The 15,066-nt window shown below is 37.5% G+C and carries 18 protein-coding genes; 3 read left to right on the top strand and 15 right to left on the bottom strand.

What is annotated here, in order from left to right:
• Nucleotides 1–110: 110 nt before the first annotated feature.
• Nucleotides 111–2,195, bottom strand: a complete 2,085-nt coding sequence (gene recG / locus V4596_11115; protein ID MES2769682.1) for an ATP-dependent DNA helicase RecG — start codon at nucleotides 2,193–2,195, stop codon at nucleotides 111–113.
• Between the two features lie 61 nt (nucleotides 2,196–2,256).
• Between recG and V4596_11110 the strand changes: the two genes are divergently transcribed.
• Nucleotides 2,257–3,189 carry an HD-GYP domain-containing protein gene (locus V4596_11110; protein MES2769681.1) on the top strand — a complete coding sequence of 311 codons (933 nt, stop codon included), beginning with the start codon at nucleotides 2,257–2,259 and terminating at the stop codon, nucleotides 3,187–3,189.
• Here V4596_11110 and V4596_11105 read toward each other — a convergent pair whose 3' ends face one another.
• The 7 genes from V4596_11105 to V4596_11075 all read right to left on the bottom strand — a co-directional run bounded on the left by V4596_11105 (nucleotide 3,190) and on the right by V4596_11075 (nucleotide 7,329).
• Complete coding sequence (locus V4596_11105; GenBank protein MES2769680.1) at nucleotides 3,190–3,645, bottom strand: hypothetical protein; 456 nt, start codon at nucleotides 3,643–3,645, stop codon at nucleotides 3,190–3,192. It abuts the gene before it with no gap.
• A 75-nt stretch (nucleotides 3,646–3,720) separates the two neighbouring features.
• Nucleotides 3,721–4,404 carry a protocatechuate 3,4-dioxygenase gene (locus tag V4596_11100; GenBank protein ID MES2769679.1) on the bottom strand — a complete coding sequence of 228 codons (684 nt, stop codon included), beginning with the start codon at nucleotides 4,402–4,404 and terminating at the stop codon, nucleotides 3,721–3,723.
• Between the two features lie 101 nt (nucleotides 4,405–4,505).
• Nucleotides 4,506–4,892: a hypothetical protein gene (locus V4596_11095; protein ID MES2769678.1), complete on the bottom strand. Its 387-nt coding sequence runs from the start codon at nucleotides 4,890–4,892 to the stop codon at nucleotides 4,506–4,508.
• Complete coding sequence (locus V4596_11090; GenBank protein MES2769677.1) at nucleotides 4,873–5,304, bottom strand: SRPBCC family protein; 432 nt, start codon at nucleotides 5,302–5,304, stop codon at nucleotides 4,873–4,875. Before V4596_11090 ends, V4596_11095 begins: the two co-directional genes overlap by 20 nt.
• A gap of 84 nt (nucleotides 5,305–5,388) precedes the next feature.
• On the bottom strand, nucleotides 5,389–5,676 hold the full coding sequence (locus V4596_11085; protein MES2769676.1) for a hypothetical protein: 288 nt from the start codon (nucleotides 5,674–5,676) through the stop codon (nucleotides 5,389–5,391).
• 37 nt (nucleotides 5,677–5,713) lie between these two features.
• Complete coding sequence (gene glpX, locus V4596_11080) at nucleotides 5,714–6,673, bottom strand: class II fructose-bisphosphatase (GenBank protein ID MES2769675.1); 960 nt, start codon at nucleotides 6,671–6,673, stop codon at nucleotides 5,714–5,716.
• A gap of 8 nt (nucleotides 6,674–6,681) precedes the next feature.
• Nucleotides 6,682–7,329 (bottom strand): hypothetical protein, encoded by a 648-nt coding sequence (locus V4596_11075; GenBank protein MES2769674.1) that lies wholly within the window; start codon nucleotides 7,327–7,329, stop codon nucleotides 6,682–6,684.
• Nucleotides 7,330–7,409: 80 nt separating this feature from the next.
• Here V4596_11075 and pgsA point away from each other — a divergent pair, with 80 nt between their 5' ends.
• A complete protein-coding gene (pgsA, locus tag V4596_11070) occupies nucleotides 7,410–7,949 on the top strand; it encodes a CDP-diacylglycerol--glycerol-3-phosphate 3-phosphatidyltransferase (GenBank protein MES2769673.1) in 540 nt (179 codons plus the stop codon).
• Between the two features lie 3 nt (nucleotides 7,950–7,952).
• Here the strand turns inward: pgsA and V4596_11065 are convergent, their stop codons facing one another.
• The 3 genes from V4596_11065 to V4596_11055 all read right to left on the bottom strand — a co-directional run bounded on the left by V4596_11065 (nucleotide 7,953) and on the right by V4596_11055 (nucleotide 10,053).
• Nucleotides 7,953–8,399 carry a hypothetical protein gene (locus tag V4596_11065; GenBank protein ID MES2769672.1) on the bottom strand — a complete coding sequence of 149 codons (447 nt, stop codon included), beginning with the start codon at nucleotides 8,397–8,399 and terminating at the stop codon, nucleotides 7,953–7,955.
• A 90-nt stretch (nucleotides 8,400–8,489) separates the two neighbouring features.
• Nucleotides 8,490–9,251 (bottom strand): alpha/beta hydrolase, encoded by a 762-nt coding sequence (locus tag V4596_11060; protein ID MES2769671.1) that lies wholly within the window; start codon nucleotides 9,249–9,251, stop codon nucleotides 8,490–8,492.
• A gap of 142 nt (nucleotides 9,252–9,393) precedes the next feature.
• On the bottom strand, nucleotides 9,394–10,053 hold the full coding sequence (locus tag V4596_11055) for a hypothetical protein (GenBank protein MES2769670.1): 660 nt from the start codon (nucleotides 10,051–10,053) through the stop codon (nucleotides 9,394–9,396).
• A gap of 267 nt (nucleotides 10,054–10,320) precedes the next feature.
• Between V4596_11055 and V4596_11050 the strand changes: the two genes are divergently transcribed.
• Nucleotides 10,321–11,706 carry a hypothetical protein gene (locus V4596_11050; protein ID MES2769669.1) on the top strand — a complete coding sequence of 462 codons (1,386 nt, stop codon included), beginning with the start codon at nucleotides 10,321–10,323 and terminating at the stop codon, nucleotides 11,704–11,706.
• A 194-nt stretch (nucleotides 11,707–11,900) separates the two neighbouring features.
• Here V4596_11050 and V4596_11045 read toward each other — a convergent pair whose 3' ends face one another.
• From V4596_11045 to V4596_11030, 4 genes are all read right to left on the bottom strand, one after another.
• Nucleotides 11,901–12,398, bottom strand: a complete 498-nt coding sequence (locus V4596_11045) for a hypothetical protein (GenBank protein ID MES2769668.1) — start codon at nucleotides 12,396–12,398, stop codon at nucleotides 11,901–11,903.
• A gap of 424 nt (nucleotides 12,399–12,822) precedes the next feature.
• A complete protein-coding gene (locus V4596_11040) occupies nucleotides 12,823–13,125 on the bottom strand; it encodes a hypothetical protein (protein ID MES2769667.1) in 303 nt (100 codons plus the stop codon).
• A gap of 37 nt (nucleotides 13,126–13,162) precedes the next feature.
• Nucleotides 13,163–14,179 (bottom strand): hypothetical protein, encoded by a 1,017-nt coding sequence (locus tag V4596_11035; protein ID MES2769666.1) that lies wholly within the window; start codon nucleotides 14,177–14,179, stop codon nucleotides 13,163–13,165.
• Nucleotides 14,179–14,955: a TIGR02147 family protein gene (locus V4596_11030; GenBank protein MES2769665.1), complete on the bottom strand. Its 777-nt coding sequence runs from the start codon at nucleotides 14,953–14,955 to the stop codon at nucleotides 14,179–14,181. Before V4596_11030 ends, V4596_11035 begins: the two co-directional genes overlap by 1 nt.
• Nucleotides 14,956–15,066 lie beyond the last annotated feature (111 nt).

Raw genomic sequence — 15,066 nt, 5'->3', positions numbered from 1 at the left:
TCATGAAATGAGCATTTCTCAAGGGATTTGTTAGGATTTGGTTACAAATAACGCGAAAGCTAAAAATGCCCCGCACCTTTCTGTGTCGCAACTGTGTTATGAAAATTGCATTAGCCTACCGTAATTAGTGCGGTGGGGCCGTGGATTTTTACGAGTTGTTCTCTTAGGATTTTGTTTTCTGGTTTTGATAAATTGGGGTCGCTGCCGATGATTTCGAAGGCGACTTCTCGGGCTTTCATTAAGACATCGAGATCTCGCACTAGATTTCCCATTTTGAATCCAGGTAAGCCGGATTGTTTGGAACCCATGAATTCGCCGGGGCCTCGGAATTCTAAATCTTTTTCGGAGATTTTAAAGCCGTCGCTGGTTTCTGCCATAATAGAAGTTCTTTCATACGCTTCTTCACTCACCGCGTGTCCTAATAATAGAACGCAATAACTTTTGTGTGCTCCTCTTCCTACCCGACCTCTCAATTGATGCAATTGAGAGAGTCCGAATCTTTCAGAGTGTTCTATGACCATAATGTTGGCGTTCGGAACATCAACACCAACTTCAATAACAGTCGTTGCAACTAAGATTTGGATCTTATTAAGTCGGAACTCATTCATGATTTCGTCTTTTTCTTGGGTTTTCATTTTTCCATGAAGAAGGCCTACTTTAAATTCGGGAAATCTTTGCTTTATGTTTTCAAAAGCAGTCACGGCATCCTTAAGATCAATTTTTTCTGATTCTTCGACCAAAGGATAAACCACGTAAGCTTGTCTTCCTTTCTTTAGCTGATCTTTTACGAATTCAAAAACTTGGGGGATTTTATTTTGTCTCACCACTCTTGTTGTAATCGGAGCTCTTCCTTTTGGAAGTTCATTGATAATAGAGCACTGGAGATCTCCGTAAACAGTTAAAGCCAATGTTCTTGGAATCGGAGTTGCCGTCATCAATAAAAAATGTGGAGAATAACCTTTTTGTTTTAATTTTTGTCTCTGTAAAACACCGAATCTATGCTGCTCATCCACAATGGCAAGAGCAAGATTTTTAAAATCTACGCCTTCTTGAATCAAAGCATGAGTTCCGATCAATAAATCAATCTCACCGTTTCTTAATCTTTCGATGACCGCAGCTTTTTCTTTTGCTGTTTGTGAGCCTTTTAAAATATCGATTCTTACGCCAAGTTTTCCTAAGATATTTTGGGCAGTCCTTAAATGCTGATCAGCTAGAATTTCCGTAGGCACCATAAGGGCTGCTTGGTAACCATTTTGAATGACAAAAAGTGCAGTTAAAAACGAAACGATAGTTTTCCCACTCCCTACATCTCCTTGAACTAATCTTCTCATCGGATGAGGTTCGCAGATGTCGGCAGCGATTTCTTTGAATGAATTGATCTGGGCGTTTGTTAATTCAAAAGGTAAAAACTTTTTTGCTTTTTCCAAAAAGTCTGGGTCTTTTTTCATTTGTGGGGCGTCTTCTAGAATCTTTCCCTTTTCTTGGATTGCTAAAAAAAGCTGCAACCAGAAAAACTCTTCAAAGATTATTCTTTTATGAAATCTTGATTTTTGTTCAAAAAATTCTGGACCTGCATCTTTTGGGGGCTGATGCACGAATTTGAAAGAATCCTTTTTAGAGGCCAGATCAAATTTTTTTAAAATATAATCAGGCATTGTTTCGGGAATCTTTGAATACACGCCACTCAAAGCAATATCCATAATCTTATGGATTCTTTGTGGAGTTATGCCTTCAGTTTCTGTGTAAATAGGAATCAACTGATCATCGATCTCTTCATCGGTTGCATCCTTTATATCTGGATGATGGAACTGTTTTGTTCCGCGATACTCGATAACCTTACCCACCACGCGAACCATCTTATGTGGTTCTAGGCGGTCAAAATAGCCCTTATATGGAACTCTAAAATACTTGCAGTGAATTTGCCCCGAACCGTCTTTGACTAAAACATCGTAGATTTTTTTTCGCTTAAGGCCCAAGAAAATGGGCTTTACATAAACCACTTCAGCCTTAAGGCTTACCGTTTCATTCACTTGAAGCGAGCTGATGGTTCTAGCAGCCCTTCTGTCCTCATAAGTTCGAGGAAACCATTCCAGTAGCTCTTGAATACTGTAGAGACCACGCTTTTCGAAAGCCTTAGAATAGTGAGGTCCTACTCCTTTAAGATATTGAATTGGCGTGTCAAGATTGAGGTCCATGCTTTATGAATTAGTGTTCTTTTGCTCGACAGTCAATCAAAGGCTCCTTAGAATAATTAACATGGATCAGTATTTTAAAATCCGAGTGAACAGTTTAAATACAGAAAAACCCACTAGCTTTGACCTCTACATTCATATCAATGGACATTATGTTCTTTATCTTCATGCTGGATCTAAGATTCCGGAGGATAAGCTTGCCCATTTTCAAAAGAAAAATACTGATGTGTTCTACGTCATGGAAAAGGATCGCAAAGCCTACAAAGACTATGTCGCTGGAATACTCAACGATACTTCTTTGGACAAAGCAAAACGTGGAACCATTTTAAAAGAAAGTACCTTCTCTTTAATCGAAGAACTTTTTGAAAATCCGAATTTAGAACAAACTTTAAATGGTGCAAAAGCGGCTGTGGATAACATCATCGATTTTATGCAAAATGAAAATGATGCCATGGCAGAACTCATTGGCCTTTCTTCCCATGATTTTTACACTTACAACCACTCGCTGGATGTTTGTATTTACTCTTTGGGTTTAGGTGAACTTGTTGGAATTAAAGATCAAGAGATGCTTCAACAACTCGGAAGAGGCGGCCTACTTCACGATATCGGAAAAAGAAATGTTTCTACCGACATCATCTGCAAAAAAGGCGCACTGACTGAAGAAGAGTGGGAAGAGATGAAAAAGCATCCCGCTTTTGGTTTAAAAATTCTATCTACTTACGGCGATTCGCCGGACTCTATAAAAGCATGTGTTTATGAGCATCACGAAAACTTTTTAGGAAATGGTTATCCACAAAATCTAAAAGGTGAAGACATCCACCCTTACGCAAGAGTCGTGGCTATCGCAGACACTTATGATGCACTCACTACAAAAAGATCTTACAATGAACCCATGATGCCTGTGACAGCGTTACAATTGATGAAAGAAAAACTTATAACACGCTTTGATCCGGATCTCATGAAAGCCTTCTATGAGACCCTTTTCAAAATGAAGTGATTATATATCCTTAGTACAGCTAACTCCGACTAGAACAACCGTACGATTCTCACCCAATGTTTCAAGAATGACTTCTTTTAAAGATTTTCCATTTTTGGTATGAATTGAAAACCAAGTCCCATAACCCCATTTTGCCGCTCTTAAATCCATCAAAATAGTCATCTCATTTTGAATTGAAACCACCGGATCTACACCCATGTTATTTACAACTTTAATTGCACTTAGTAAGTTTGCAATAGATTGATGCCTATTGTAACTATCTGCTCTTATTTCTACGCCACATACACCAGATATGTCAGAACCTGGATATGATACTGCCAAAGACATCTCTGACTTGTTAGTTTGTAAGCTGATCATATCCGTGTTGGAAATATTGATTACAGTATTGGCACTAGCTTGTGCCAAATATCCTGTCATAGAAATATTCATTATTAATAATGCTATTAGTTTTTTCATTTTTCGCTCTCCTTTTTTTTAATTATTTTTAATAATCTTCTTTATTTTCAATACCACAATTAAATTAATTTATTTCTAACGAATTTTTTCTAACGTTATATTAAATATTCCAATTCTTGATTCTGGCTCAAAACCTTCAGGTGGATCTTTCAATTCGACGACGACTTTACTTTGATCTGGTTTGCTCAATCTTTTTAATATCAAATCCTTATCGTTCAGATCATTTCCTAGGAAATACATCTGTGTGATCAATTCTCCGAAACCAAATCCTGAAATTTTATAATGAATGTGCGGAGGCCTGATCCATCCATCTCCCGCCGGATATGCTCCTGGTAAAATGGTTTTAAAGAGATACTCGCCTTTCTCATTGGTGACACATTTTCCCCAGTATTGGAAATTAGGATCCAAGGCTGCGGTATTCGGATCTCCTGGATGATTGTATTTTCCGGTGTGACAAGCTTGCCAGATTTCTACCAATGCGCCCTTGATGGGTTGACATTTTTCATCTGTAGCTATTCCTCTTACGTATATGACTTCGCCTTTAGCTCTTTCAGATTTCCCAGTCACGGAAGTCAGATCGTTGTCTTTATCCAGCTGATCGTGAATTGGGTAGAAGGGGCCCTCTGGTTGCTCTGGAGTTTTGCCTAAGCAGGCTTGTCCAAGAGCCTTCGTCATTGGTGACATTGCCAATATAAGACCTGAAGCACTTAGTCCTATTTTTAATGCATTTCTTCTATTGTGATTGATGTTGTTTTTCATAATTCCTCCCCTTTTCCCTAAATAGAAAAATAGTTCAGAATTACTTATAAGTAAAATATGATGATGGTTATAGTTCGTATATATAAATCAATATGATCTAATTAGGGCTTTGGTGTTTTATCTTTCTTGGTGATGTCGATTTCGATTTTGAATTTATGTTCTTCTACGAACCTTGAAGCTTCTTTTACGAAATCAATTTTTGAAATGAGTTTTACGATCTCTTTTGTTACCTGGTCGGCAACGATGTCTTTTGTTTTTGAAGCGTTTTGAAGCACAAGATTCAAGATTTCTTTTGGAAGCTTCACTTCGCCAAGAGCAGATCTAATGCTTTCTTCGGTAAGGAAAGCTGCACCCACGCCTACGGCTACGACTTTTTTGGCGATATCGGCAATGGATAGACCGCTTTTCTTGAGATCGTCTTCTTCTAGAGGAGAAGACTCATTTTCGTTGTCGTCTTTTTTGCTTTTATCATTTGCCATATAGCTCATTAACTCTCTTGTGATATGCACTCATCATGTTGGGTAAGTTTACAGAAATTAAAGTTTTTGCTACGGGCCCCGGCACAAACATTTTGAATTCCGCATCCACCGAATAAGTTGCTTTTGTTTTTCCAGCTTGATCTTCCAAAACCCATGAACCATTGGAAGATTTAAAAAGGTCTCCGCCGGCAAATTCCCATTCGATTTTTTCTGTGCCTTTTTCAGACATCCAAAGATTGTATTTGAAATTTTTGATAACGTTCACCGTGTATTCTACTTTTTTGGTATCACCTTGAGTTTCTACGACCTTGCAGTCTTTCACTTCAGATAAAAATTCTGGATACTTTTCATAATCCGCGATGATTTTAAAGAATTCGTCTTTTGTACAATTGAATATTTCTGTAGTCTGCGTGCCTGCCATGCCTATTTCAGTAATTGCTCATGCAACCACTATCTCCTCTGCCGTGTATATCCAATTATTTGCTAAAAAGAGGCTAGGATCAAGTTACTTTTTCTTGAAGAGAGCTTCCGCCGCAGACATCAGATCGTCCTTAGACTTTCCAGAGGAACCTTTGCGGTCCGAAGGCGTAAAATAATCGCAGAAATTAGATCGGTCTTTTTCTTTAACATAGTCCGAAGAAGACTCTTTACATTCATTGTAAGCGCTTCTGTCATAATGAGTACAATTCATGCACACATGCACATCTGAACCGCAAGAAGGACAGTCTTCTCTTCTCCCTACTGGAACTCCGGGAATTGTTAAAATTTCTGTTTGGCATTTAAAGCAAAACATTCTGTGTGCGTCTCTCTATAATTTTCTCTGTAGTTTTTTAAAGGGGTTTTCTTGTGAGATGATGATAGGCACGAATTTCCCGAATCGTTCCAGTCTTTGATCTCATCACAATCGAATGCGTTTGAACTCTTTCATTGGCTAAGAATCTCACTCCATCCAAAAGCGGACCATGAGTTACACCTGTGGCTACAAACATCACATCGCCAGGAGCCAATTCATCGATCATATAAGCACGATCAAGATCCTTAACGCCCATTTTTTGCGCGCGGGCTTTTTCTTGATCATTTCTGAACTTTAATCTACCTTGGAAATCTCCACCAAGACACTTCATGGCTGCTGCGGAAATTACACCTTCTGGCGCACCACCAACACCCAATAGCATATCGATGCCGGTGTCTCCCCAGGCTGTAGCAATGGCCGCAGAGACATCACCATCATGAATCAAATGAATTCTCGCGCCAGTTTTTCGAACACTCGCAATCAACTCCTCATGTCTTGGTCTTTCTAAAATCACCACAGTCGTATCCGAAACAGATTTATTTAAAGCTTTTGCTAATTCTTTGATATTTTTTTCGGGAGTTTCGTCAATATGAACAACCCCTTTGGCTTTGGGACCGACAGCGATTTTATCCATGTAGGTATCAGGCGCATGCAAAAATTTTCCTTTTTCAGCAATCGCGATAACGCTGGTTGCTCCCACTCCACCTCTGGCACAAATACTAGTTCCCTCTAGAGGGTCTAAGGCAATATCCACTTGAGGAGCACTGGGATCACGACTTCCGACTTCTTCGCCGATGAAGAGCATCGGTGCCTCATCACGCTCCCCTTCTCCGATGACTACTGTTCCGCGAATATGAACTGAATCAAAAGCTTTTCTCATCGCATCTACAGCAGCTTGATCGGCGCGATCTGAATCACCTCTTCCCATCCATCTTGCAGATGAAATTGCGGCGGCTTCGGTGACTCTGATAAATTCTAGGGCTAAGTTTCTATCCATACGATGTCTCACTTGTCTTTGTATTGATCAAAAATATATTGTCTCATTTTTGTTGCCACTTGACGGCCGACAATTTCGAGACCTAATCCCATTAAAACTTTAGGCAAAGGTAATGTCTCAGACTTATAAATCGCAGTCATGGAAATTTCAGTTTTTTGACGCTCTATCTCTTCTACCTGAAAGACACCTTTCATACCGAGGAACTGCCCTTGGATGCATTCCCAGTGAATCTGCTTGACCTTGCCCTTTGATCCTATGACTTCTACTTCGTTAAGCTTTAGATGCATACGCGCGTGATAACCTAAAGCCTCTAAGTGTAAAAACAGTGTCTTTTTTTCCTTATCGTATTTTGATTCTTTAAAGTGATCGTCGACGTTTTTAAGCTTTTCATAATCCGTGATAGTTCGGAATGTAAAATCCAAAGGCACTTTTACTGTACCACCGGCTACGACCTTCATTGAATACAACAAAGGCTTGTCTTTAATTTTATCTGTATCCGCAGAAACTACGATCAAATCATCATTGATAATCTTTTTTTGTACATCAGGCTTACTCTTCCAAAAGGGTTTATGGAAATCTTGAGGATGCTGAATTTCAGCCTGTCCGTAAGCGTTGAAATGAAAGAATATAAGCATCAAGACAATTAAAATCTTCATACACATACTACATAAAATCTTTTGTGTATTGGCAATGTTTTGTTATTGCTTATTAGGATAAAGTACTAAAAAATATTTGTATGCAGTGGAAAAAACATTTACCCAATTTACTGACCTACTCTCGCATGGCTTTTGTACCATTCATTATCTGGTTTATTTATCTTGATACGACTCAATCTGGAATCATTGCCTGCGGATTGTTTATTTTGGCTTCGATAACGGACTATTATGACGGCTATTTTGCTCGCAAATGGGGAATCGTCAGCAATATGGGAAAATTCATGGATCCCGTTGCCGACAAGGTTTTGGTTTCGAGTACACTCATTATGCTTATTCCAACAGATCGTCTTACCACGATAATGGTGATTATTCTTGTAGCAAGAGATTCTATCATTGATGGATTAAGATCAGTGGCTGCTACCCAAAATGTGATCATCAGCGCAGCGAAGATGGGAAAATGGAAAACTGCTACGCAGATGGTGGCGATCCCATGCATTCTTTTTAACTATCCCTTATTTGGATTGCCTATTTATCAAATCGGCTATTGGACTCTTTGGGTCAGCGTGGCTTTGAGCGTGATTTCTGGTTATCACTACATCAAAGGTTATCTCAAATCTTAAATATTACACATCCTTTTCTAAGGCTCTTAAGTCTTTACACTCAGGAATGGCTCTCAGAAGATTCATTTTTGTTGGAAGGTCATTAGATACTCTTCCTACATCCATTAAATCTTGAGAGCGGTATTTTGTAGCAACTTTATTTTTAGTAAAAACAACATCACCTTGAGCATTCATTATGGACATGATTATTAACACATCTTGTTTTTCATCACATCCATAAAGGCAACGTTTAACTTGCCCTTCAACTTCATCGATTTGCACTTTATATTCTGCTTTTGATGAATCATGAGTCATGGCATAACCGCCAGCAGCGATAAACAACACGGTTTCAAGATCCTTCCACCCATCGACATCAATATTGATAACACAAGGTTTATCCATTTCCGCATAAGCGGAACTAGAAAAAATCAATCCTAAAACTACGAAAATTTTTGTAAATAGCGCGTTCATTTTATCTCCTGATAATTGAAGGCCATTTTACTAGCTTTATCGCCGCATTTGTAAAAAATCAAAAGGGCAAAGAAAAAACTACTAGAGTGTCTAGAGAGTGGACGATTTTAAGAGGACATCGGCAAGGGCCGCAGGTTTTGTAACCATTGGAAGATGGCCCGACACGATGGTATAGGTCTCTTGAAACTCGGTTCGATTGGTATATTTCTTTTGCGTGGCTAGAGTGATAATAAGATCTGCTTCGGCAAAAACGTAAGCTTTCGGAATGACGTCAAAATCTTCCGCCTCAAATTTTACTAAAGTTCCCGCAACCTTTGTTGGTTCAGAATATATCACAGGAGACTTTGTCGTTTTATGATCAAAATCCTGAGCCATGGCTCTTAGGAATGCTCTTTTATTTTTAGGCTCAGCTCTGTCTTTTTTGAAAACTACAGTTTTTGCGTAAGCTTTCTCATCGCGCTTTTCCATTAGATCAAAAGGTCTTTCACCGCTCAACGGAACGACCGCCGTGACATAAATAATCTTCACGATTTTTTCAGGACAAATCCCAACCATTTGATTTGCAATCGCCCCACCTTGGCTATGACCTACAATGATTGAATTGTCTGGTGCTTGATCGCAAGCCACTTGAGCATAGGTATTGAGATCTACATTTTTATTGTTATCTCTTCCTGGCATTGTTGGAGCAACAACCTCTTGACCGTTATTTTCCAAGATTGCTTTTACCTGACTCCAGCTCGATCCATCCATGTGAGCCCCATGAATCAAAACAATTGTTTTTTGAGTTGGATTTTTAGGAGATGAAGAGCAAGAAACTAAGAATAATGCAGTTAAAACTAAAATGAATTTCATGATGTGACCTTTCAGTAAAAGAACATGCTAGAAAACATCCTGTCCTCAGACAACATAATTTTTAAGTTACCTCCAGGAGAGTCAACGCTACATGAGAAAGGACAAAAATCCTGATGAAACAGAAAAACCATATCAAAGCTAATTAAAATAAAGAGCGGCAACTCACATTACTATGAGCCCATACAACTTCTTTAATTAAAGAAATGATCTTATTCATATGATATTCTGAGTGCTCTTGAACCAAAGGAAATCCAAGAGCTCCAATACGTCTTGATTTTTTTAGTCTTGTCTGACTGTAATGATATTGAGATCTTATAAAGGCCTCGTAAGCTTTTTCTAAATCTCCTTTGTCTTCATAGATATGACCAATCCAATGATAGTAATCTCCTAGAGCTAGCATTTTTTCTTCTTTATGTGTAGGAGGTCGATTTGGATACAAGCCAGCATCCCAGGATGTTGCTATCTTATCAGGCATACGAGTTTTTCTCTGTAACTTTTCTACCAGAAGCTCCAGATCACGAAGTAAATTTTGAGGATCGTTCATCGAAATTCCCATCGGATACAATGATGGAGCTCTTGCCCTCCCTACTGCCATTAAATCTCTGATAGTCTCGTCAGATTTAGGTATTAGGGAATCAACAGCACCATCACGAAGAGACTCTTTCAATAATTCTTCTTCTTTAAATGCAAAGAAACTTCTGGTTTGCTTATAACCTTGTCTATACTCTTCCCGTATAGGTGGCAGAGCAGATAAGTTTTGATAAAACAAAATCAAAGCAAAAAAAACAAAAATGATTTTCATAGAATTTTTCCTAACTTTCTGATAATATGATTTTAAAAGTTCAACAATAATAGCATAGATAAGGTAATTCTTGAATTTTTATTTCAAAAGAATATCTATAAAAAATCTGTCCTCCGACAATATAATTCTTACTAATACCAAAGCTTCTTTGAAAAAACGTATAACTTGTTAACTGTAAAGCAAATATTTCATCCTAGAAGGTATTAGTCCTTAAATATCAATATATCTATTCCCTAAAAGCATAGGTTTTGTAATAACAAGTACACAATGAAAAATACTGTTGTTTTGAGTCTGATATTGCTGATTGCTTCTTTTAAAGTAGAAGCTCAAAATTCTACATGTGAAGCATTATTCAGATTAGAAAACACAAGAAATGCCCAACCTACTCTCGATATCTCTCAAGAGTTGGGCAATGAAGGTTTTGAATTTAATCGAGAAGTTGTCAGAGTCATCAAGCAAAATGGTGGATACAATTCACTTCCAATAAAAGCGAGCAAACGTGAGAATCATGAAGAGATCTATCAAAGATTTAAAGAAGCCCTTAAGCACTATTTTATTGTACTAAAACCTCTTCAAGTTGAGATTCAAAACTATCTTAAAAATCAGCAGGCATTCCTCCGCCCAGAGCAAGAAAGAAATAATTCTAAAAATCTTAACCACGCACAACAGAGAATGAAAAATGAACTTTCGGGTCTTATTTTCAGAACCCACAAATTTCTATCGGCAATCGGAATAGATCACACATTGGTGCGAAATAATTCTACGCATGAAAACCAGAAGGATACTTTTTATATTGTTATCGCCAGAACAGGAAATCACTACATTAATCGCATCGCAAGAAGGCTTTATGAACCCATAAAGTACAAGAATGGGCAACTTCCCCCTTACAAGCTAGATATTGTATTTGATCCAGCTTCACTTTTAATACAAAAACTAGACGGAAAATTTTCAGAAACAAAAACTGAGCGAAAAATTATTCTTCAACCCGACATAATGATTAGTGATTCTTTCTTTCGACATAGTATTGGCTTCCATGAATTCATACATAACGTGACTTCATCGAGAAAAATTAGTGGTTCCGCAAAACCTTATGATGCAGAGATTATTCCAGAAAAAATTTCAGATAGCTTAAAAAATATGCTTGGGTACTATAGTAAATATCTCAGCCTTGATGAATTACTCGCCTTTAGAGGTTCTATCCGTGTTTATGCGCACCAAGCAATTATGAAGTCCTCCCAAAAAGGAGCCGTATTTGAAAACTTTGAGACCATTAAGTCTGATGTGGTTATGCAAATTCAATTCTCACAGTTTATCCATCGAATTTTCTCAAAACTCTATGAAATAGAAAAAGATCGCCCTTACCATTCAAACTTTCCTAGAGACATACGCGTAATTACTGAAGACGGAGTATTCAGAGTTCGTACCCAAGAAGGACTAAGGGTCGAAGATACTCTTGCCATGAGTGATTTTACTAGAGATCTGTATATGCTGATTGGTGCAAAATTAGAAAGTGCATCTCAAAAAACTGAAAAAGAAAAACTTGTTGTCATAAAACAAATTACTCGTGTCCTAGGCTTGCCCTCTGTTCGTAAACTCGAAGGCAACTACCCTAGCCGATCAGAAATTTTAGAATTATTAGAAAAAACTCCGTAAAAACAATTAGTCGAAGTTATTGGCCAGGACCTCGCTTCCTTGTGGCCTAGAAACGCTAAACTTATCCAGATTGAATTTGAATTATCTTTTAAAATCTTCAATCAACAATGTGCCTACTCCGCTTAGTGTTGTTTATCCAGCGCACTTATTAATAAAAGCAACACTGCTAGTGTTGCTTTTAAATTGATATTTTATTAACGAAGACACATTCCTTCTACGTAATCTTCATTATTTTCACTGTCTTTTGTGACAAGTTTTAAGTTGTATTGGTCAGAATTAGAAGAAGATTGTTTTAGACTTACTTTAATGGATATTGTTTCATCATCGTTTGCTACTTCAGCTTCGATTTCGTAGCAAAGAGTGAGGCAGCGAGCCTGACTAAATTTTGTTGTCTTAAAAACTGTGCCAATAGAATCCATAACTGTTTCATTGAATGGCCATGATAATGCGGTACGGATATTTTCGGCTTGGGGAGCGAATTCAGGATTTGATTTTTTGTAATTATCGTCAATCCATAGCGTGAAAGGAATATTTTCTTTTTTGTCTTTTATTAATAACGCACACGTATAATCGAAATTTTTTGCATCCAAGAGTAAGGTCATCCCATCCTCTGTCGTTTGAACATCATCATCTGCGTAAGCTGAAATCGAAATACCCAATAGTATTAATGCACACAAAACATAAATCTTCATAAGTCCTCCTTAAAGTTTTTTATTTATAAATAAGAATTAACTATGAATCGAGTCTTAAGTTTTTTTAACTAGGGTTTCGTAGTTAAAAATAAAAAATACTAAACTTTTTAAAATTCTATAGGTAAATATTACATCAATACTGAAGTTTTATATCTATTTTATTTCAACCAACCCTGCTAGATTGGCTGAACAAAGGATCGTTTGAGCTTGATAGCCTTGGAAATAAATCCAACAAACTTTCGAACGGTATCCAATGTTTGGCTTGCTCCCGGGACATTGCCACAACCTGTGCTTGCTTTGGACGGTAACTCATTTTGCAACTCCTGTTTTGTGGTAAAAACTGAGTCGCAGATAGACCGTCAGGTGGCTACCTTCAACTCAGCTTGTTAAACCTCGAGTTGCGCTGGAAAAAATTTTTCGGGGGTTATTTACATGCAACAACAGCTGAAAAAAGTACTTTTGGATAAGAAATTGCTTTAGTGCTATCTTTGCTTAAAACAAAATCACCGTATATTTGAATATTAATGTTAGAAATGTTTTTTACTTTTCTTGCTGTCTGATTACAATATTTATTTGCTTCAGCAATAAGGCTACTCTCTACATCCGGATAGTATGCTGAAATATTACCGCTTGGATATGCAGAACGGCTGACCGTCAATATAGTAGAATTGGCCTGAGACACTTCTGATAACAGCACAACAGCAAACATAATAATTAATTTTTTCATTTATTTCTCCTGGTTAACTTTTCATTCATTTTTTAATTTAGTTTTGAACTTTTATATCTTTAAAAATTGCGATTTCATCATTACGCCCTCCAAAAGGATAATCGCTTTTCTCATTTTTAATAACGACTTGTGCACCATATTTCAGATTATACAATTTATAAGGACGACTGCCAGAGGCACTGAAGGGAACTGTGCAACTCACAGATACTGGATGACCAACAGAATTCGACTTTACAACAAACTGCGGATCTATCGTACCCATACATTGTTCAGCTCCTAATAAGGAGCCGTCAGATGTCACAACAGAGATAGCCATATGTTGTGGTTTTATATCATGCGCCTTATACATGCCAATGTAACATCCGAGGATGGGAGAAAGTACGAGCGAAGTATGCTTCACCCCAATACCAGCTTTATTGAGAATACTATTTACCCGATTTATTTCTTTAAGCTTTATTTGTTCATGAACATAATTCAAAGTTTCTTCAATCTGACATTGCTCTTTTAGCTGCTCAAATGACCCCTTATATACAGGGGAAGTAAGTTTGGTTTTTACCGCTAGTTTTTTTACTACAACGTCTACTAGATATTCTGAAATTTGATTTGAAATTTCATATTTAGAATTTGCACCCTCTGGGTTTTCAATTCCTGCAAGTCCTGCATACTCGTGATGAATCAATTCATATTGTTCCTTTTCATTTAATGCTTGAAACTTTCTAATATCACAAGTGATCTTACTTTTATCATCATTTCTGTCAAAGCGGCAAACTTTGGGCTCCCCACTGACTTGCACCGGATATCCAGAGTCTTTTTCATCGACACAAGTTACTTGAGCTGTATTTATTTGAGAGATAATCGAATTAGAATAAGTCTCAACAGAAATATTTGCCGGAAGAGTCAATCCCTTTGCTCCTCCTTTTAAAATCCAAGACTTAATATCTTGGCTTATGACTTTAATTCTGCTTTCACATGGATCGCCACCGCCACGGTCTTCGCCTGCATTGGCTTGAATACTTAATCCTATCACTAATGATAGTGTTAATAGTGTTTTCATTATTTTTTCTCCTCGTTCTTTTTATTTGTTAAATTTGTTATTGGAAAAAAGGACATTTGAAGTTGGTAGATCTCATCAAATTTTGCCCCATCTCTCTGTAAATATTTGTCTAAATCGTGCCTGAATTTTTTTATGAGTTCTTTAACCTGCGTAAGATCTTTTTTTTGAACAGCCATCATTGTGGATGTATGATCTCTTTCACTACGCGGTAGATTATCCAAGGCCTCTAAAGACTTTTCTAGAATGCTTTTTTGATATTTCCTCATAGCCACATTTGTAAAATCAGGATCCAAATAGTTAATAGAATTTTTTTGAGTTTTTATCCATTTTCCATTTTTATTTTTCTTTAAGAGTTCCAATCGCTCTAAGGTTTCTAATGCGAGCCTGGCTTCCAGTTTCGAAATAGAGAGAACTGAAGATATTGTATTTGGCTCTAAATTGATTTTTGGAATTAAGCTCAATTGCAAAATCGCATCAAAATACCATTCTGAAATGGAATTGAACGCGTCTTCTTGGATAACATGATAATTTTGAGTCTTGCCATCTTCATTTGTGGCCGGATTTAAATAGTTTTCAGTGGCTTGAGGGCCTAAACCTAATTTTTTTGCAAGCTTGGTAATTGTAGCTGGAGTAATTGTCCGCTTACCCGCAAGCATCGTAGAAAGTGTTGCGTGGCTCATATCTAAAAACTTTGCATAGGCGCGAAGAGAGTATCCGCCATTCTTAGTAGTCCTTCGCAAAAATTCTTGTTGTAGTAGTTCTTTAAATTGTGCCATTAGAGAGAGTTATAACTAACAGCGCTCTATATTCAATTATTTTTGCACCAAACTGGTGCAGCAGCTCTGCACCAGATAGTTTTTACTTAATTGATTTTCTGGGCCAAGCAC

It is taken from the genome of Bdellovibrionota bacterium (genome assembly GCA_040386775.1).
Lineage (GTDB): Bacteria > Bdellovibrionota > Bdellovibrionia > Bdellovibrionales > JAEYZS01 > JAEYZS01.
The sequence above is the reverse complement of the archived record's forward strand: the minus strand, read 5'-3'. Positions and strand labels throughout refer to the sequence as shown.